Here is a 17,859-nt window from a genome sequence, read left to right as displayed (position 1 = left end):
GCGATGACCACCACCGACCTGCCCGTGCCCGCGATGCGCGGCACCGAGGGCGTGCCCACCCTGGCCGAGGGCGAGAGCCAGACCGGCAAGGACTTCACCTCCGACCAGGAGGTGCGCTGGTGCCCCGGCTGCGGCGACTACGCCGTGCTCAAGGCCGTGCAGTCCTTCCTGCCCGACCTCGGCCTGCGCCGCGAGAACATCGTCTTCGTCTCCGGCATCGGCTGCTCCAGCCGCTTCCCCTACTACCTCGACACCTACGGGATGCACTCCATCCACGGCCGGGCCCCGACGATCGCCACCGGGATCGCCACCGCCCGCGAGGACCTCTCTGTGTGGGTCGTCACCGGCGACGGCGACGCGCTGTCGATCGGCGGCAACCACCTGGTCCACGCGCTGCGGCGCAACGTGAACATGACGATCCTGCTCTTCAACAACCGGATCTACGGCCTCACCAAGGGCCAGTACTCCCCCACCTCCGAGGTCGGCAAGATCACCAAGTCGACCCCGATGGGCTCGGTCGACCAGCCCTTCAACCCCGTGTCGCTGGCGCTGGGAGCGGAGGCCACCTTCGTGGCCCGCACCATCGACTCCGACCGCAAGCACCTCACCGGGGTCCTCGCCGCCGCGGCGGCCCACCGCGGCACCTCGCTGGTCGAGATCTACCAGAACTGCCCGATCTTCAACGACCACGCCTTCGACGGCCTCAAGGACCGCGACTCGGCCGAGCGGGCGGTCATCCCCCTCGTGCACGGCGAGCGGATCACCTTCGGTGGCGGGACACTGGGGCTGGCGCGCGACGCCGCCTCCGGCGGGGTCAGGGTGGTCGAGGTGGGCGACGTCGACGAGGCCGACCTGCTCGTGCACGACGCCCACGCCGAGGACCCCTCCACCGCCTTCGCGATCAGCCGGCTCACCGACGCGGGCTACCTCAACCGCTCACCCATCGGCGTCTTCCGCCAGGTGGAGCGCCCCACCTACGACGACCAGACCCGCGCACAGGTGTCGGCGGCCCGCGACGCCGCCCCGGGCGAGCCGGCCGAGCGGCTGGCCGGCCTCATCGGCGGCGGCGACACCTGGACGGTCGTCTGAAGCCGGGCGGGTGGGCGCCGCGGCTGAGCACCGACGCCCTCGCGACGCAGCAGGGCCCCCGACCGCTGGTGCGGCGGGGGCCCTGATGACGTGTGGCGCGGGGAACGTCTCCGGTCAGTAGCGGATGACGTAGATCTTGATGAGGCCCGAGGTGGCGGCGACGTACTTCGGGGACTCGAAGGTCCGGACCCGGTACCAGGCGTGGTTCTTGCCCTTGGGCGGGTTGGCGATGCGCTCGTAGTAGCGACCGTTGTCCTTGGTCCGGTCCTTCTCGAAGCGCTTCCAGGGGGCGCTCTTGCAGGGACGGTTGGCGCCGGTCTTCTGGTTGCAGAGCTTGCGCTCGACGATGTAGTTGATCTTGCCGCTGCCGGTGATGTCGCCCTGGAGGGCGAACCGGTCGGGCTTGTACTCCTTGGTGCTGATGCTGATCGTGCGGGCCTCCTTGGCCGGGGCGGGGGCCGCGGTGGAGGAGGTTCCGACGAACGACAGCGCGGCGGCGATCAGCAGCGACACGAGGCCGGCGACGAGGCGGGTGATCCGCATGGGGGCTCCTGGGTTCAGGTGTGGGGGACGCCTCGAACCTGCCCCGCGCGGACCGCGGTAAACACCGGTCTCGACCGGACTTATGCTCCCCCGGTGTCCGACTCTCGCCGCGGCGTGGCCCTCGGGGCCGCGGCCTACCTCATGTGGGGCGCCTTCCCCCTGTACTTCCCCCTCCTCGAGCCCGCCGGTGCGCTCGAGATCCTGGCCCACCGCATCGTCTGGTCGGTGCTCACCATGGGCGTGCTCGTGCTGGCGCTGCGGCGAGCCGCCGGTGTCAGGGCCCTGCTCGCCTCCCGACGCACCACCGCCCTGCTGGCCCTGGCCGCGGTGACCATCACCTGCAACTGGGCCACCTACATCTACGGCGTCACCAACGGCCGCGTGGTCGAGACCTCGCTGGGCTACTTCATGAACCCCCTCGTGACGGTGCTCATGGGCGTCCTGCTGCTCGGCGAGCGGCTGCGTCCGCTGCAGTGGGTGGCCGTGGGCATCGCCGCCTCCGCGGTCGCCGTGCTCACGCTCGACTACGGCCGACCGCCGTGGGTGGCCCTCGTGCTCGCCTTCTCCTTCGGGACCTACGGCCTGGCCAAGAAGACCGCCGGTGCACCCGCGGTGGAGAGCCTCGCGGTCGAGACGGCCTTCATCGCGCCCTTCGCCGGGGCCTACCTGGCGTGGCTGGCCACCACCGGGACCGCGCAGTTCGGGCAGCACGGCGTCGGCCACGCGCTGCTCTTCACCACCCTCGGCGTCGTCACGGCGGTGCCGCTGCTGTGCTTCGGCGCGGCCGCCACACGGGTGCCGATGGTGACGCTGGGGCTGCTGCAGTACCTCGCGCCGATCCTGCAGTTCGCCCTCGGCGTGCTCTGGTACGGCGAGGACATGCCGGCCGGCCGCTGGGCCGGCTTCGTCCTGGTCTGGCTCGCGCTGGTGCTCTTCACCGTGGAGGCGGTCGGGCACCACCGGCGCCAGCTGCGGCTCACCGTCGCGGCGTCGAGCGCCGCCTGAGCGGCGCAGCCCGCCCGGCGCGAGCCCCGGCGTCTCAGGCCGTGCGGAGCGCCACGAGGTCGGCGAAGGCCTCCAGGGCCTCCTTCACGGGGCTGTCGGGCAGCACGTCGAGCAGCGCCTTGGCCTCGTCGGCGCGGGCCACGACGTAGGAACGGGCCTGATCCATGGCGGGGTGGGCGCGCAGCAGGCCCAGGGCCTCGGCGTGACGGGCGTCGTCGGTGAGGTCACCCGCGAGGAGCTCGAGCAGGCGCGCGTCGGCGGGGTCCTCGGAGGCCCGGGCCATGAGGACGGGCAGCGTCGGCACGCCCTCGCGCAGGTCGGTGCCGGGCGTCTTGCCCGACTCCTGCGACTCCGAGGCCACGTCGAGGATGTCGTCGGAGAGCTGGAAGGCGCTGCCCACGATCTCGCCGTAGGCCGCGAGCGCCTCCTCGACCTCGCGCGGGGCGCCGGAGAAGCGGGCGCCGTAGCGCGCGGAGGTGGCGATCAGCGAGCCGGTCTTGCCGGCCACCACGTCGAGGTAGTGCTGCAGGGCGTCCTCGTCAGGGCCCGGCTCGACGGTCTCCATGATCTGGCCCTCGACGAGCCGGGTGAAGGTCTCGGCCTGGATGCGCACGGCGTCGGCGCCGAGGGTGGCGGTGAGCTCGGAGGAGCGGGCGAAGAGGAAGTCGCCGGTGAGGATGGCGACCAGGTTGTCCCAGCGGGCGTTGGCGGAGTCGGCGCCACGACGCAGGTCGGCCTCGTCCATCACGTCGTCGTGGTAGAGCGAGCCGAGGTGGGTGATCTCCACGACGCAGGCCGCCGTCAGCACCTCCGCGGCCTCCGGGTGGGGCCCGGTCTCGGCCGCGAGGAGCACCAGCAGCGGGCGGAACCGCTTGCCGCCGGCCTGCAGCAGGTGCCGCGCGGCCTCGGAGACGTAGCGGGTGCGGCCCTCGACGTGGCCGGCCAGGAGCGCCTCGACCTCCGCCATCCGACCGTGGAGACGGGCGGCCAGGGCCTCGTCGGTGACCGGGAGGGCCAGGGCGGCCGGCGCGGGAGAGGACGTCACCTGATGAATTCTCCCGCATGGCCCGCGAGGTCGAGCACCGGGCCGGGCACGATGCCGAGCAGCACCGTGGCGAGCACGCCCACCGCGATGGTCGCCGACGTCAACAGCGAGGGCGCGACCACCGCGGCCGAGTCGGCGGTGGGTGCGGTGAAGAACATCAGGCGGATGTGGCGGACGTAGAAGTAGATGGCCACGACGCTGGAGAAGATCGCCACCAGCACCACCGGCCAGGCGCCGGCGGAGAAGGCGACGGTGAAGACCGCCCACTTGCCCACGAACCCGCCGGTGAGCGGGATGCCCGCCATCGACAGCAGCAGGAACGCGAAGGCCCCGGCGACCCACGGCGAGCGCCGGCCCAGGCCGGCCCAGCGGTCGAAGGCGGTCGCCTCGCCGCCGGAGTCGCGCACCAGCGTGACGATGGCGAAGGCCGCGACCATCGAGAAGCCGTAGGTGGTGAGGTAGAAGAGGATCGCCTGGAGCGAGGTGACCTGGCCGTCGGCCAGCTCGGCGCTCGTCTGGACGCCGAGGACCCCGGTGAGCAGGAAGCCGGTGTGGGCGATGGAGGAGTAGGCCAGCATCCGCTTCACGTCGGACTGCGAGATCGCCAGCACGGCGCCGACGACCATGGTGAGGATCGCGACCACCCACAGCATCGGCTGCCAGGTCCAGCGGTCGGAGCCGAAGCCGACGTAGAACAGCCGCAGGATCGCGCCGAAGGCGGCGATCTTGGTGCCGGCGGCCATGAACGCCGTCACCGCCGTCGGGGCGCCCTGGTAGACGTCGGGGGTCCAGGACTGGAAGGGCACGGCCCCGACCTTGAACAGCAGCCCGACCGCGAGCAGCCCCATGCCGATGGCCAGCAGGGTGTGGTTGCCGGTGTCGGCGCGCACGGCCTGGTCGATCGCGGCGAGGTCCATCGAGCCCGCGAAGCCGTAGACCAGGGCGACGCCGTAGAGGAAGAAGCCGGAGGAGAAGGCCCCGAGCAGGAAGTACTTCATCGCGGCCTCCTGGCTCAGCAGGCGGCGGCGGCGGGCCAGACCGCAGAGCAGGTAGAGCGGCAGCGAGAGGACCTCGAGGGCCACGAACATCGTGAGCAGGTCGCCCGCGGTCGGGAAGATCATCATGCCGGCCACCGCGAACATCATCAGCGGGTAGACCTCGGTGTGGTCCAGGCCCTGGGCCTGGCGCTCGGCCTCGGTGCCCGGCAGCGCGGCGGCCTGGCCGGCGAAGGCCGAGACCCCGCCCTCGAGGCGGCGCTCGGCGAAGAGCAGCACCCCGCCGACCGCGAAGATCAGGACCAGCCCCCACAGGAAGACCGCGGGTCCGTCGATCACCAGGGTGCCGCCCGCGGTGAGCAGGCCGCGCGCGGCGCCGTCGCCGACCTCGGTGAGGTCGAGGCCGACCAGCACGGTGCCCACCAGGGCCGCGACCAGGCCGGCGAGGGCGAGCACGGTCTGGGTCGCGAAGCGGCGCGCGCGGGGCACGAAGGCCTCGACGACGACGCCCAGGGCCGCGACGCCCAGCACGACCAGGATCGGCCAGAGGTGGAAGTAGTCGAGGGTGGGCTTGACGAAGGTCGTGGAGTCCATGGTCTAGCTGCCTTCCTCGGCGGACGCCGGAGTCTCGGACTCCGGGGAGGTGACGGTGGGCGCGTCGTCGGTGACCCCGACCCGCTCCAGCAGCGTCCCGACGTAGGGGTTGCTGGCCTCCAGCAGCGGCCCGGGGTAGAAGCCGAAGAGGACCAGCCCGACCACCAGCGGCACCAGGACGACGCCTTCGCGCACGGTGAGGTCGGTGCGGGTGGACCCGGTCGCGTCGGGGTCGGCGCCGGTCCCGGTGCCGGGCAGGGCGGGCACGGTCGGGCCGGTCATCGTGCGCTGGTACATCCACAGGACGTAGATGGCGGCCAGGACGATGCCGGTGACCGCGATCGCGCCGACCCACCACTGGTACTGGAAGGCGGCGATGATGACGAGGAACTCCGAGACGAAGGTGCTCAGCCCGGGCAGGCCCAGGGTGGCCAGGCCCGCGACCAGGAACAGCCCGGCGAGCACCGGGGTGACCTTCTCGACCCCGCCCATCTGGCTGATCAGCGTGGTGCCGCGGCGGCGGATGACGAAGCCGGCGGCCAGGAAGAGCGCCGCGGTGCCGAGACCGTGGTTGACCATGTAGAGCACGGCGCCGGACCCGCCCTGGGTGTTGAGCACGAAGATGCCCAGCGTGATGAAGCCGAAGTGGCTCAGCGAGGTCAGCCCGATCAGGCGCAGGAGGTCGTCCTGGCCGATCGCGATGAGCGCGCCGTAGACGATCGAGACCAGGGCGAGGGCGACCACGACCGGCGTGGCCCACTGCGAGGCCTCGGGGAAGAGCCCGAGGCAGAAGCGCAGCATGCCGAAGGTGCCGATCTTGTCGAGCACGCAGACCAGCAGCACGCTCGTGGCCGGGGTCGCCCGCTCCGTGGTGTCGGCCAGCCAGGTGTGCACCGGGAAGAGCGGGGCCTTGACCGCGAAGGCGATGAAGAAGCCCAGGAACAGCCACCGACCGGCCTCGGTGCCGATGTCGAGCTGCTCGAGGTCGGAGAGGAGGTACGACGGGCTGCCCTGCTGGGCGGAGACGACGTAGAGCCCGATCACCGAGGCCAGCAGCACGAGGCCGCCGGCGAGCTGGAACATGAGGAACTTCAGCGCCGCGGCGCTGCGACCCTCGCGGCCGAAGCCCCCGACCAGGAAGTAGGCCGGGATCAGCGTCGCCTCGAAGACGACGTAGAAGAGGAAGACGTCGGTCGCGGCGAAGACCGCCAGCGAGAGCGCCTCCAGGGCGAGGGTCCAGGCGACGAAGGCCCGGCCGGAGCCCTGGCGGGTGGTCTCGTCCTCACCGTCGGGGCCGAGCGGCTGGTCGGTGTCGGACCAGGCGGCGAGCAGCACCAGCGGCACCAGCACGGCGGTGAGCAGGATCAGCAGCAGGCCGAGGCCGTCGACGCCGAGGGCGTAGTGGACCCCGAAGGCCGAGATCCAGTCGTGGGTCTCGGTGAGCTGCATGCCGCCCTCGACGTCGAACTGCGCGGCGACGGCCGCGGCCAGGGCGAGGGTGACCACGCTGACGGCCAGACCGGCCTGCTTGGCCTGCGCCGCGGGCAGCGGGAGCAGGGCCACGGCGACGGAGCCGACCAGCGGCACCAGCACGAGCACCGTGAGCCAGGGGAAGTCGGACATCAGGAGTTCACCACCATCAGGGCGATCACGACGATCAGGGCGCCGGCGAGCACCGACAGGGCGTAGGAGCGCACGAAGCCGTTCTGCACGCGGCGCAGCAGCCCGCCGACCCCGGCCACGGCCGAGCCGCCGCCGGTGAAGAGCCCGTCGGCGCCGCGGTGGTCGACGCCGAGGAGCAGCGTGACCAGCCGGCGGCCGGGCCGCACCACGACGGCGTCGTTGATCGCGTCGCCGTACAGGTCGGCGCGAGCCGCGCGGACCGCGAACGAGACGTCCTGCGGGGCCGTGCGGGCCACCTCGCGGCGACCGACGAGGAACCACGCGGCGGCGACGCCGACCGCGACGACCGCGACCGTGAGGACCGTGAGCACGATGACCGGCACCGGGGGCTCGTGGTGCGGGGCCTCGCCGACGACCGGGGCCAGCCAGCCGACGATCCAGTCGCCGAGCAGCAGGATGCCGCCGAGCACCGAGAGTGCGGCCAGCACGATGAGCGGCACGGTCATCACCGAGGGCGACTCGTGGGGGTGCACGCCCTCCTTCCACCGCTTGTCGGTGAAGAAGGTCATCAGCATGAGGCGGGTCATGTAGAAGCCGGTCACGCCGGCGCCGACCAGGGCGCACACGCCCGCGACCGGGCTCTCGACCAGCGCGGTCTCGATGATCTTGTCCTTCGACCAGAAGCCGGAGAAGAGCGGGAACCCGATGATCGCGAGGTAGCCCATCGCGAAGGTCAGGAAGGTCACCGGCATCGCCTTGCGCAGCGCGCCGTAGCGGCGCATGTCGACGTCGTCGGCCATGCCGTGCATCACCGAGCCGGCGCCGAGGAACATGTTGGCCTTGAAGAAGCCGTGGGTGATGAGGTGGAAGATCGCGAAGGCGTAGCCGTACACGCCCAGGCCGGCGGCCAGCATCATGTAGCCGATCTGGCTCATCGTCGAGCCGGCCAGGACCTTCTTGATGTCGTCGCGGGCGCACCCGATCACCGCACCCCACAGCAGCGTGACCGTGGCGACCACGACCACGACGGTCTGAGCGTGGGGAGCGAGCTCGTAGACGAAGTTGGAGCGCACCACGAGGTAGACCCCCGCGGTGACCATGGTGGCGGCGTGGATGAGGGCCGAGACCGGGGTGGGACCCTCCATGGCGTCGAGCAGCCAGGCCTGCAGCGGCACCTGCGCCGACTTGCCGCAGGCCCCCAGCAGGAGCAGCAGGCCGAGCGCGGTCAGCGTGCCCTCGCCCGCGCCGGAGGTCAGCTCGCTGACCTGCGTGAAGCTGGTGGTGCCGAAGGTGACGAACATCAGGGCGATGGCCAGGCTCAGGCCGATGTCGCCGACGCGGTTGATGACGAAGGCCTTCTTCGCCGCGGCGGCCGCCGACGGCTTGTGCTGCCAGAAGCCGATGAGGAGGTAGGAGGCCAGGCCCACTCCCTCCCAGCCGAGGAAGAGCACGACGTAGTTCTCCGCCAGGACCAGCGTGAGCATCGCGGCGACGAAGAGGTTGAGGTAGGCGAAGAACCGCCGGCGGCGCGGGTCGTGCTCCATGTAGCCGATCGAGTAGACGTGGATCAGCGTGCCGACACCGGTGATGAGCAGCAGGAAGAGCGCCGAGAGCGGGTCGTAGAGGAGGTCCATGCCGACGGAGAAGCCGCCGACCTCCATCCACTCCCAGAGCCGCTGGGCGACCTGGCGCTCGGACTCCTCGCGCCCCAGCAGGTCGACGAAGAGCACGACGCTGAGCACGAACGACGCGAGCGCCGTGGCCGTGCCGAGCAGGTGCCCCCAGCGGTCGGTGCGGCGACCGCCGACGAGCAGCACCGCGGCGCCCAGCAGCGGCAGGGCCACCACCAGCCACAGCAGCGTGTAGGCGCCCTCGGCCTCGAGGGGGGCGACCACGGGGATCGTGTGGCCGCCCTCTGACATGAGGTACATCTGCGGTGTCACCGGTCCTGTCTCAGTACTTCAGCAGGCTCGCGTCGTCGACCGAGGCCGAGCGACGGGTGCGGAAGATGGTCATGATGATGGCCAGGCCCACGACGACCTCGGCGGCGGCGACGACCATCACGAAGAAGGCGGCGATCTGGCCGTCGAGGTTGCCGTGCTGGCGCGCGAAGGCGACCAGCGCGAGGTTGCAGGCGTTGAGCATCAGCTCCACGCACATGAACACGACGATGGCGTTGCGGCGGGTGAGCACGCCGACGGTGCCGATCGTGAACAGGATCGCGGACAGGACGACGTAGGGCGTGGTGTCCATCAGCGGCCCTCCTCCTCGAGCGAGTGCTGCTCGGTGTTGTGGCCGGTGGCGGTCGCCTGCTCGCCGCTGGCACCGCCGGGCACGCCGTCGATGGAGCGGCGCACCTGCTCGATGTCGTCGGCCAGGGCCGGTGCGGAGCGCACGGTGCCGCGCGAGGAGAGCACCCGCGAGACCGAGTCGGGGGCGGGCGTGCCGTCGGGCAGCAGCGCCGGGGTGTCCACGGCGTTGTGGCGCGCGTAGACGCCCGGCGAGGGCAGCGGACCGAGGTGGGTGCCCTTCTCGCTGAAGTCGCGGACCCGCTGGGCCGCCCGCTCGGCCTGGCCGGCCTTCGGGGTCAGCCGCTCGCGGTGGGCCAGCACCATCGCGCCGACCGCCGCGGTGATGAGCAGCGCACTGGTGGTCTCGAAGGCGAAGACGTAGCGGCTGAAGAGGATGTTGGCCAGCGCCTCGATGTTGCCGCCGGAGTTGGCCTCGTCGAGGCCCACGACGGTGCCGAGGGTCAGCTGGCTGAGCCCGAGGACGAGCAGCACCCCGAGCACCAGGCCGCCGGCCACCGCGAGCACGCGCTGGCCGCGGATGGTCTCGACGACCGAGTCGGAGGCGTCGACGCCGACCAGCATGAGCACGAAGAGGAACAGCATGAGGATGGCGCCGGTGTAGACGATGATCTGCACGGCGAAGAGGAACGGCGCGTCGAGCGCGGCGTAGAGCACGGCGAGGCTGATCATCACCACCGCCAGCAGCAGCGCTGCGTGCACGGCCTTGCGGACGAACAGGATGCCGAGCGCCGCCAGCACCATGACCGGGGCGAGGATCCAGAAGGCGGTCACGCGGGGGTCTCCTCGGTGGTGGAGGACGGCGCCGGCGCGGCGTAGGCACCGCGGTAGTAGTCGCCCTCGTCGTCGCCGAGCAGCATCGCGTGGGGCGGCTGCTCCATGCCGGGCAGCAGCGGCGCGAGGAGGTCGGACTTCTCGTAGATGAGGTCGGCGCGGTTGTCGTCGGCCAGCTCGTACTCGTTGGTCATGGTCAGCGCGCGGGTCGGGCAGGCCTCGATGCACAGCCCGCACAGGATGCAGCGCAGGTAGTTGATCTGGTAGACGCGGCCGTAGCGCTCGCCGGGGCTGAAGCGACCGGAGGTCTCGCCGTCGGGGCCGGGACCGTCCACGTTGGAGGCGCCCTCGACGTAGATCGCGTCGGCCGGGCACGCCCAGGCGCAGAGCTCGCAGCCGATGCACTTCTCCAGGCCGTCGGGCCAGCGGTTGAGCTGGTGGCGACCGTGGAAGCGCGGGGCGGTGGGCTGCTTGTCCTCGGGGTACTGCTCCGTGACGACCTTGCGGAACATCGTGCGGAACGTGACGCCGAAGCCGGCCACGGGGTCCCAGAACTGCTCCTTGAGCGTGGGGCCCTTCTCCGGGTCCCGCTTCGCGGGCTGGGCGGGTGTCGAGGCGGACATCAGTGCTCCTCCCCCGCACCGGCGGGGACGGTCGCGGGCGCCGGGTCGGACGACGCGGCTCCCGGTGACGGGCTGGTGGACGCGAAGCGCAGCGGCGCGGCCGCACCGCGGCGGGCGCCGCCGGCGGGCATGGGCGGCACCGGGAAGCCGCCTGGGCGGGCCGCGGCGGTGTCGGGCACCTCCTCGGGCTCGCCCTCGCGGGCGGAGAAGGCGAACAGGGCACCGAGCAGGACCACCGCGACGCCGACGGCGATCGCGAGGCTGACCGGGTCGCGCAGCTCGGCGAACCAGCCCTCGTTGCGCGCCAGGCGCATGGTGGCCACGGCCACGGTCCACACCAGCGCGACCGGGATGAGCACCTTCCACCCGAAGGCCATGAACTGGTCGTAGCGCAGCCGCGGCAGCGAGCCGCGCAGCCAGATGAAGAAGAAGATGAAGACGAGCATCTTGGCGAAGAACCAGACCACCGGGACGTAGCCCTCGTTGGCGCCCTCCCAGACCCGCTCGATGCCGAAGGGCGCGCGCCAGCCGCCGAGGAACAGCGTCGTCGCCACGGCCGAGACCGTGGCCATGTTGATGTACTCGGCGAGGAAGAACAGCGCGAACTTCAGCGAGGAGTACTCGGTGTGGAAGCCGCCGACCAGCTCGCCCTCGGCCTCGGGGAGGTCGAAGGGCGCGCGGTTGGTCTCGCCGACCATCGCGATGACGTAGATGACGAAGGAGGGCAGCAGGATCAGCCCGAACCACACGTCGCTCTGCGCCTCCACGATCTGCGAGGTCGACATCGACCCGGCGTAGAGGAACACCGCCACCAGCGCGAGGCCCATCGCGACCTCGTAGGAGATCATCTGGGCGCTCGAGCGCAGCCCGCCGAGCAGGGAGTACGTCGAGCCGCTCGACCAGCCGCCCAGCACGATGCCGTAGATGCCGATCGAGGCGATCGCCATCACGAACAGCACCGCGACCGGCATGTCGGTGAGCTGCAGCGGGGTGGTGCGGTCGCTGAACGGCACCCCCACCTCGGGGCCGAAGGGGATCACCGCGAAGGTCACGAAGGCCGGGATGACGGCCAGGACCGGCGCGATCACGAAGACCACCTTGTCGGCGGCCTTGGGGATGATGTCCTCCTTCAGCGCCAGCTTCACGCCGTCGGCCAGCGACTGCAGCAGGCCGAAGGGACCGTTGCGGTTGGGGCCGATGCGGTGCTGCATGCGCGCGACGACGCGCCGCTCCCACCAGATGTTGAACAGCGTCAGCAGGACCAGGACCACGAAGATGGCCACGGCCTTGACCAGCACCAGCCACCACGGGTCCTGCCCGAAGGCGGAGAGGTCGTCGGGGGTCACAGCTCGGCTCCCTTCACGGTGACGCGGGCACCCGGCGAGGCCAGGTCGGCCAGCACGCCCCGCCCGCTGGAGCGGGTGGGCACCCACACCACGCCGTCGGGCAGGTCGGCGGCCTCGGCGGGCAGGGTGACGGACCCGCGGTCGCCGGTGAGCGTGACCACCGGCCCGAGGGCGTCGAGCACGGTGCGCGGCACGCGGGCCACGGCGGGCCGCGCGGTGGCGGCGAGGTGCTTGTCGCCGGCCTGCATCGCGCCGTCGTCGAGCAGCTGCTTCCAGGTCGCGAGCACCGAGCCGGGGGCGCCCCCGGCGGTGGTCAGCGGGTCGTCGGTGCTCGGGGTGTCCAGGGCGCTCATCGGCGCGAAGGTCGCCCGCTCGCCGTCCCAGGGCCCGATCTCGGCCATCTCCGCGCGCACCTCGGCGACCGTGCGGAAGCCGAGGGGGGCGCCGCGGCCGAGCCGGGCGAGCTCCTCGGCGATGCCGGAGAGCACCCGCAGGTCGGGCAGCGCGCCGGCCTCGGCCAGCACGGCCTCGAAGGGGCGGGGCCGCCCCTCCCAGGTGACGAAGGTGCCGGCCTTGCCGACCACCGGCGTGACCGGGAACACGACGTCGGCCGCGCGGGTCACCTCGGTCTCGCGCAGCTCCAGGGCCACGACGAAGCGGGCGGCCTCCACGGCACGGCGGGTCGCGTCGGGGTCGGCGGTGTCGTCGGGGTCGACGCCACCGACGACCAGGCCGCCGACCTCGCCGGTCAGCAGCGCCGCGACGATGGCGTCGGCGTCGCGACCGGGCGTCTCGGGCACGCTCTCGACGCCCCAGGACGTGGCGGCGTCGACGCGGGCCGCCGCGTCGGCGACCGGACGGCCGCCGGGCAGCAGGCTCGGCAGGCAGCCGGCCTCGAGCGCGCCGCGGTCGCCGGCGCGGCGCGGCACCCAGGCCAGGCGGGCACCGGTGCGGGCGGCCAGCTCGGCCGCGGCGGTGTAGGCGCCGGGCACCGTGGCCAGCCGCTCGCCCAGCAGCACGACGGCGCGGGAGTCGATGCCGTGGTCGGCGTGCCCCAGGAGCTCGCGCAGCGCGCCGGGCTCGCGACCCGGCACCGTCTGCACCAGGGTGCCGGACAGCTTGCGCAGGCCGCGGGTGGCGAAGGGGGCGATCGACACGACGCGCAGCCCGCGGCGCGAGGCCTTGCGCAGGCGCAGGAAGAGCGTGCCGGCCTCCTCCTCGGGCTCGAGACCGACGAGCACCACGCTGGAGGCCCGCTCCAGGTCGGCGTACGTGACGCCGCCGTCGCCGGGGCCGGTGAGCACGACGTGGCCGGCCAGGAAGGACTCCTCCTCGGCCGAGAGCGGGCGGGCGCGGAAGTCGACGTCGTTGGTGCCGAGCGAGACGCGGGCCAGCTTGGCGTAGGCGTAGGCGTCCTCGGCGGTGACCCGGCCGCCGGGCAGGACGGCGCAGGCACCGGCCGCGGCGAGCCCGCGAGCGGCGACCGCGAAGGCCTCCGGCCAGGACGCGGGGCGCAGCGAGCCGTCGCCGCCGTCCTCGACGCGGTCGCGCACCCGGGGGTAGGTGATCCGGTCGGGCTGCGTGGCGTAGGTGAAGGCGAAGCGGTCCTTGTCGGTGATCCACTCCTCGTTGACCTCGGGGTCGTTGCCGGCGAGACGGCGCATCACCTTGCCGCGGCGGTGGTCGACGCGGATCGCGGCGCCGCAGGCGTCGTGCTCGGCCACCGACGGGCTCGAGACGAGGTCGAAGGGGCGCGAGCGGAACCGGTAGGACTCCGAGGTCAGCGCGCCGACCGGGCAGATCTGGATGGTGTTGCCGGAGAAGTACGACAGGAACGGCGCGTCCTCGGCGATGCCGATCTGCTGCTGCGCACCGCGCTCGACCAGCGCGATGAAGGGGTCGCCGGGGATCTCCTCGGCGAAGCGGGTGCAGCGCTGGCACACGATGCAGCGCTCGCGGTCGAGCAGCACCTGCGGGGAGAGGTTGATCGGCTTGGGGAAGGTGCGCTTCACCCCGCCGCTGCCGGAGCCGGCGAAGCGCGACTCGCCGCGCCCGTTGCTCATCGCCTGGTTCTGCAGGGGGCACTCGCCGCCCTTGTCGCACACCGGGCAGTCGAGCGGGTGGTTGACCAGCAGGAACTCCATGACCCCCTGCTGGGCCTTGTCGGCGACCTCGCTGGTGGCCTGGGTCTGCACGACCATGCCCTCGGCCACCGGCAGGGTGCAGGAGGCCTGCGGCTTGGGGAAGCCGCGGCCGTTGCCGGCGTCGGGCACGTCGACCAGGCACTGGCGGCAGGCGCCGACGGGCGCGAGCAGCGGGTGGTCGCAGAAGCGCGGGATCTGCACGCCGACCTGCTCGGCGGCGCGGATGACCAGGGTGTCGCGCGGCACGCTGACCTGGATCCCGTCGATGGTCACCGAGACCAGGTCGGTGCGCTGCTCGACGTCGCTCATGCGAGCGCCTCCTGTCCGGCCCAGGCAGTGGAGCGGGCCGCGTCGAAGGGGCAGCCGCCGTGGGTGAGGTGGGCGAGGTACTCCTCGCGGAAGAACCTGATGGAGCTGGTGATGGGGCTGGTGGCGCCGTCGCCCAGAGCGCAGAAGGAGCGGCCCAGGATGTTGTCGCACTGGTCGAGCAGCAGGTCGAGGTCGGCCTCGCTGCCCTGGCCGCGCTCGAGCGCGGCGAGGGTCTGCACGAGCCACCACGTGCCCTCGCGGCACGGGGTGCACTTGCCGCAGGACTCGTGCTTGTAGAACTCCGTCCAGCGCAGCACCGCGCGCACCACGCAGGTGGTCTCGTCGAAGAGCTGGATGGCGCGGGTGCCGAGCATCGTGCCGGCCGCGGCCATGCCCTCGAAGTCGAGCGGCAGGTCGAGGTGCTCGGCGGTGAGCAGCGGCGTCGAGGAGCCTCCGGGGGTCCAGAACTTCAGCTCGTGGCCCTCGCGGATGCCGCCCGCCAGCCCGATCAGCTCGCGCAGCGTGATGCCGAGCGGCGCCTCGTACTGCCCGGGGCGGGTGACGTGGCCCGAGAGGGAGAAGATGCCGAAGCCCTTGGACTTCTCGGTGCCCATCGAGGCGAACCACGCGGCGCCGTGACGCACGATGCTGGGCACCGAGGCGATCGACTCGACGTTGTTGATGACCGTGGGGCTGGCGTAGAGGCCCGCGACGGCCGGGAAGGGCGGGCGCAGGCGCGGCTGGCCGCGGCGGCCCTCGAGCCCCTCGAGCAGCGCGGTCTCCTCTCCGCAGATGTAGGCGCCGGCACCGGCGTGGACCACGACGTCGAGGTCGAAGCCGGAGCCGTGGATGTCGCGACCGAGGTGGCCGGCGGCGTAGGCCTCGGCCACCGCGGCCTGCACCCGGCGGACCACGTGCAGCACCTCGCCGCGGATGTAGATGAAGGCGGTGTGGGCCCGGATGGCGAAGCAGCTGATGATCACGCCCTCGACCAGGGTGTGCGGCGAGGCCATCATCAGCGGGACGTCCTTGCAGGTGCCCGGCTCGGACTCGTCGGCGTTGACGACGAGGTACTTCGGCTTCGGGTTGTCCTGGGGGATGAAGCCCCACTTCATGCCCGTGGGGAAGCCCGCTCCTCCCCGCCCGCGCAGGCCGGAGTCCTTGACCTCGGCGATGACGTCGTCGGGGCTCATGGTGAGCGCGCGGCGCAGGCCCTCGTAGCCGCCGCTGGCGGTGTACGAGTCCAGGGTCCAGCTGCGCTCGTCGGCCCACGTGGCGGTGAGCACGGGGGTCAGGGTGTCCGGTGCGGTCATGACGCCTCTCCCTTCTCGGCGGCGGTCTCGGACGAGCCGCTCTCCGCCTCCACGACGGCCTGCTCGGCCTGGTTGTCGTCGGACTCGCGCGCGGCCGCGAGCTCCTCGCCCGGCTCCTCCGGGACGGCGTCGGCGTCGGCGTCACGGTCGGCCGGGGGCGCCGACCAGCCGCGCTCGCGGGCGATGCCGAGCCCGACCAGCGAGGCCGGTCCGGCCGACGGGCCCTCGTCGGCGCGGCCGTCGGGGAAGCCGGCCAGCACCCGCTCGGCCTCGCGCCAGGTGCAGATGCGCGGGCCGCGGGTCGAGGTGACCTCGCGCCCGGCGCGCAGGTCGTCGACCAGGTCGACCGCCGAGGTGGGCGTCATGGTGTCCATGAACTCCCAGTTGACCATCATCACCGGGGCGTAGTCGCAGGCCGCGTTGCACTCCAGGTGCTCCAGCGTCACGGTGGCCCGGTCGCCGTCGCGCAGCCGCGTGGTCTCGTCGTTGCCGACGTCGAGGTGCTCCTTGAGCCGGGCGAAGATCTCGTCGCCGCCCATCACCGCGCACAGCGTGTTGGTGCAGACCCCGACGTGGTAGTCGCCGACCGGCTTGCGCTTGTACATCGTGTAGAACGTCGCGACCCCGCTGACCTCGGCCGCGGAGATCCCGAGGATGTCGGCGCAGGTCTCGATGCCCTCGGGGGTCACCCGTCCCTCGACCGACTGCACGAGGTGGAGCATGGGCAGCAGGCCCGAGCGGGCCTCGGGGTAGCGCGCGGCGATCGCCGTGAGCTCGTCGTAGGTCTCCTGGCTGATCATCAGCGGTCCACGCCTCCCATGACGGGGTCGATGCTCGCGATCGCGACGATGACGTCGGCGACCATGCCGCCCTCGCTCATCACGCTCGTGGCCTGCAGGTTGGTGAAGGACGGGTCGCGGAAGTGGGCGCGGAAGGGGCGGGTGCCGCCGTCGGAGACGACGTGGGCTCCGAGCTCCCCGCGAGGCGACTCCACCGGCACGTAGGCCTGGCCCTCCGGCACCCGGAAGCCCTCGGTGACCAGCTTGAAGTGGTGGATGAGGGCCTCCATCGACTCGCCCATGATGTGGCGGATGTGGTCGAGGCTGTTGCCCATGCCGTCGGAGCCGATGGCCAGCTGGCTGGGCCAGGCGATCTTGCGGTCGGCGACCATGACGGGCGCGCCCTCGAGGCCGGCGAGCCGGGCCGCGGCCTGCTCGACGATCTTCAGCGACTCCCACATCTCCGCCAGGCGCACCCGGAAGCGGCCGTAGGCGTCGGCGGTGTCCCAGGTCTGGACGTCGAAGTCGTAGTCCTCGTAGCCGGAGTAGGGCTGGGTCTTGCGCAGGTCCCACGGGTAGCCGCTGGCGCGCAGCGGGGGCCCGGTGAGACCCAGGGCCAGGCAGCCCTCCAGGTCGAGGTGGCCGACGCCCTCCAGGCGGGCCTTGAAGATCGGGTTGGCGTTGCACAGCGCGGCGTACTCCGGCAGGCGCTTCTTCATCAGCGCCACGAAGGAGGCGATCTCGTCCAGGGCTCCGGCGGGGAGGTCCTGCGCCACGCCGCCGGGACGGATGAAGGCGTGGTTCATGCGCAGCCCGGTGATGAGCTCGAAGAGGTCGAGCACCAGCTCGCGCTCGCGGAAGCCGATCGTCATCACGGTCAGCGCGCCGATCTCCATGCCGCCCGTGGCGATGGCCACGAGGTGGGAGGAGATGCGGTTGAGCTCCATGAGCAGCACCCGCATGACCTGGGCCTTCTCGGGCACGTCGGCCTCGATGTCGAGCAGCCGCTCGACGCCGAGGACGTAGGTGGCCTCGTTGAAGAACGGGCTGAGGTAGTCCATGCGGGTGCAGAAGGTCACGCCCTGCACCCAGGAGCGGTACTCCATGTTCTTCTCGATGCCGGTGTGGAGGTAGCCGATGCCGCAGCGGGCCTCGGTGACCGTCTCGCCCTCGAGCTCGAGGATCAGCCGCAGCACGCCGTGGGTCGAGGGGTGCTGGGGGCCCATGTTGACGACGACGCGCTCCTCGGCGTCCTCGGCCAGGCCCTCGGCGATCTGGTCCCAGTCCTGCCCGGTGACCGTGAAGACACGGCCCTCGGTGGTCTCGCTGGTGCCGGCGTACAGGTCTTCCTGGGTCGTCATGCTGACC

At 72.1% G+C, this 17,859-nt stretch carries 15 protein-coding genes; 2 read left to right on the top strand and 13 right to left on the bottom strand.

The features are described from left to right. The first annotated feature begins 3 nt into the window (after positions 1–3). Positions 4–1,089 carry a 2-oxoacid:ferredoxin oxidoreductase subunit beta gene (locus tag IR170_RS08435; protein ID WP_193661995.1) on the top strand — a complete coding sequence of 362 codons (1,086 nt, stop codon included), beginning with the start codon at positions 4–6 and terminating at the stop codon, positions 1,087–1,089. 114 nt (positions 1,090–1,203) lie between these two features. Here IR170_RS08435 and IR170_RS08430 read toward each other — a convergent pair whose 3' ends face one another. Beyond that, the gene (locus IR170_RS08430) at positions 1,204–1,632 is read right to left on the bottom strand and encodes a hypothetical protein (protein WP_193661994.1); all 429 of its coding nucleotides are present in this window, start codon (positions 1,630–1,632) and stop codon (positions 1,204–1,206) included. A 93-nt stretch (positions 1,633–1,725) separates the two neighbouring features. On the opposite strand from IR170_RS08430, the gene rarD reads away from it, so the two are divergent. Beyond that, positions 1,726–2,637, top strand: coding sequence for an EamA family transporter RarD (gene rarD / locus IR170_RS08425; RefSeq protein ID WP_193661993.1), 912 nt, complete (start codon positions 1,726–1,728; stop codon positions 2,635–2,637). A 34-nt stretch (positions 2,638–2,671) separates the two neighbouring features. Here rarD and IR170_RS08420 read toward each other — a convergent pair whose 3' ends face one another. Genes IR170_RS08420 through IR170_RS08365 form a run of 12 tightly spaced genes read right to left on the bottom strand, consistent with a single transcriptional unit; the run spans position 2,672 to position 17,852 of the window. After that, the gene (locus IR170_RS08420) at positions 2,672–3,682 is read right to left on the bottom strand and encodes a polyprenyl synthetase family protein (protein ID WP_193661992.1); all 1,011 of its coding nucleotides are present in this window, start codon (positions 3,680–3,682) and stop codon (positions 2,672–2,674) included. Next, a complete protein-coding gene (gene nuoN / locus IR170_RS08415) occupies positions 3,679–5,271 on the bottom strand; it encodes an NADH-quinone oxidoreductase subunit NuoN (RefSeq protein WP_193661991.1) in 1,593 nt (530 codons plus the stop codon). The genes IR170_RS08420 and nuoN overlap by 4 nt, the downstream gene beginning before the upstream one ends. Before the next feature lie 3 nt (positions 5,272–5,274). Beyond that, a complete protein-coding gene (locus tag IR170_RS08410) occupies positions 5,275–6,894 on the bottom strand; it encodes an NADH-quinone oxidoreductase subunit M (protein WP_193661990.1) in 1,620 nt (539 codons plus the stop codon). Next, positions 6,894–8,816: an NADH-quinone oxidoreductase subunit L gene (nuoL, locus tag IR170_RS08405; protein ID WP_406603378.1), complete on the bottom strand. Its 1,923-nt coding sequence runs from the start codon at positions 8,814–8,816 to the stop codon at positions 6,894–6,896. Before nuoL ends, IR170_RS08410 begins: the two co-directional genes overlap by 1 nt. A 31-nt stretch (positions 8,817–8,847) precedes the next feature. Next, on the bottom strand, positions 8,848–9,147 hold the full coding sequence (nuoK, locus tag IR170_RS08400; protein WP_056864818.1) for an NADH-quinone oxidoreductase subunit NuoK: 300 nt from the start codon (positions 9,145–9,147) through the stop codon (positions 8,848–8,850). Then, positions 9,147–9,947, bottom strand: coding sequence for an NADH-quinone oxidoreductase subunit J (locus tag IR170_RS08395; RefSeq protein ID WP_227488944.1), 801 nt, complete (start codon positions 9,945–9,947; stop codon positions 9,147–9,149). The genes nuoK and IR170_RS08395 overlap by 1 nt, the downstream gene beginning before the upstream one ends. 26 nt (positions 9,948–9,973) lie before the next feature. Further along, positions 9,974–10,600: an NADH-quinone oxidoreductase subunit NuoI gene (gene nuoI / locus IR170_RS08390; protein ID WP_193661988.1), complete on the bottom strand. Its 627-nt coding sequence runs from the start codon at positions 10,598–10,600 to the stop codon at positions 9,974–9,976. Continuing rightward, entirely contained in the window at positions 10,600–11,946 is a 1,347-nt protein-coding gene (gene nuoH / locus IR170_RS08385; protein WP_193661987.1) for an NADH-quinone oxidoreductase subunit NuoH, read from the bottom strand. Before nuoH ends, nuoI begins: the two co-directional genes overlap by 1 nt. Next, positions 11,943–14,399, bottom strand: a complete 2,457-nt coding sequence (locus IR170_RS08380) for an NADH-quinone oxidoreductase subunit G (RefSeq protein ID WP_193661986.1) — start codon at positions 14,397–14,399, stop codon at positions 11,943–11,945. Before IR170_RS08380 ends, nuoH begins: the two co-directional genes overlap by 4 nt. Beyond that, positions 14,396–15,712, bottom strand: coding sequence for an NADH-quinone oxidoreductase subunit NuoF (nuoF, locus tag IR170_RS08375; protein WP_056864821.1), 1,317 nt, complete (start codon positions 15,710–15,712; stop codon positions 14,396–14,398). Before nuoF ends, IR170_RS08380 begins: the two co-directional genes overlap by 4 nt. After that, positions 15,709–16,512, bottom strand: a complete 804-nt coding sequence (nuoE, locus tag IR170_RS08370; protein WP_193661985.1) for an NADH-quinone oxidoreductase subunit NuoE — start codon at positions 16,510–16,512, stop codon at positions 15,709–15,711. The genes nuoF and nuoE overlap by 4 nt, the downstream gene beginning before the upstream one ends. Further along, positions 16,512–17,852 carry an NADH-quinone oxidoreductase subunit D gene (locus tag IR170_RS08365; protein WP_193661984.1) on the bottom strand — a complete coding sequence of 447 codons (1,341 nt, stop codon included), beginning with the start codon at positions 17,850–17,852 and terminating at the stop codon, positions 16,512–16,514. The genes nuoE and IR170_RS08365 overlap by 1 nt, the downstream gene beginning before the upstream one ends. Between the last annotated feature and the right edge of the window lie 7 nt (positions 17,853–17,859).

Origin of the sequence: Nocardioides kribbensis (assembly GCF_015070375.1) — a bacterium.
Taxonomy (GTDB): domain Bacteria; phylum Actinomycetota; class Actinomycetes; order Propionibacteriales; family Nocardioidaceae; genus Nocardioides; species Nocardioides kribbensis.
The sequence above is the reverse complement of the archived record's forward strand: the minus strand, read 5'-3'. Positions and strand labels throughout refer to the sequence as shown.

Coding starts and splice junctions, on each gene's coding strand:
- IR170_RS08435 (WP_193661995.1), top strand. CDS start 4: ATGACCACCACCGACCTGCCCGTGCCCGCGATGCGCGGCACCGAGGGC.
- IR170_RS08430 (WP_193661994.1), bottom strand. CDS start 1,632: ATGCGGATCACCCGCCTCGTCGCCGGCCTCGTGTCGCTGCTGATCGCC.
- nuoN (WP_193661991.1), bottom strand. CDS start 5,271: ATGGACTCCACGACCTTCGTCAAGCCCACCCTCGACTACTTCCACCTC.
- IR170_RS08410 (WP_193661990.1), bottom strand. CDS start 6,894: ATGTCCGACTTCCCCTGGCTCACGGTGCTCGTGCTGGTGCCGCTGGTC.
- nuoL (WP_406603378.1), bottom strand. CDS start 8,816: ATGTCAGAGGGCGGCCACACGATCCCCGTGGTCGCCCCCCTCGAGGCC.
- nuoK (WP_056864818.1), bottom strand. CDS start 9,147: ATGGACACCACGCCCTACGTCGTCCTGTCCGCGATCCTGTTCACGATC.
- IR170_RS08395 (WP_227488944.1), bottom strand. CDS start 9,947: ATGGTGCTGGCGGCGCTCGGCATCCTGTTCGTCCGCAAGGCCGTGCAC.
- nuoI (WP_193661988.1), bottom strand. CDS start 10,600: ATGTCCGCCTCGACACCCGCCCAGCCCGCGAAGCGGGACCCGGAGAAG.
- IR170_RS08380 (WP_193661986.1), bottom strand. CDS start 14,399: ATGAGCGACGTCGAGCAGCGCACCGACCTGGTCTCGGTGACCATCGAC.
- nuoF (WP_056864821.1), bottom strand. CDS start 15,712: ATGACCGCACCGGACACCCTGACCCCCGTGCTCACCGCCACGTGGGCC.
- nuoE (WP_193661985.1), bottom strand. CDS start 16,512: ATGATCAGCCAGGAGACCTACGACGAGCTCACGGCGATCGCCGCGCGC.
- IR170_RS08365 (WP_193661984.1), bottom strand. CDS start 17,852: ATGACGACCCAGGAAGACCTGTACGCCGGCACCAGCGAGACCACCGAG.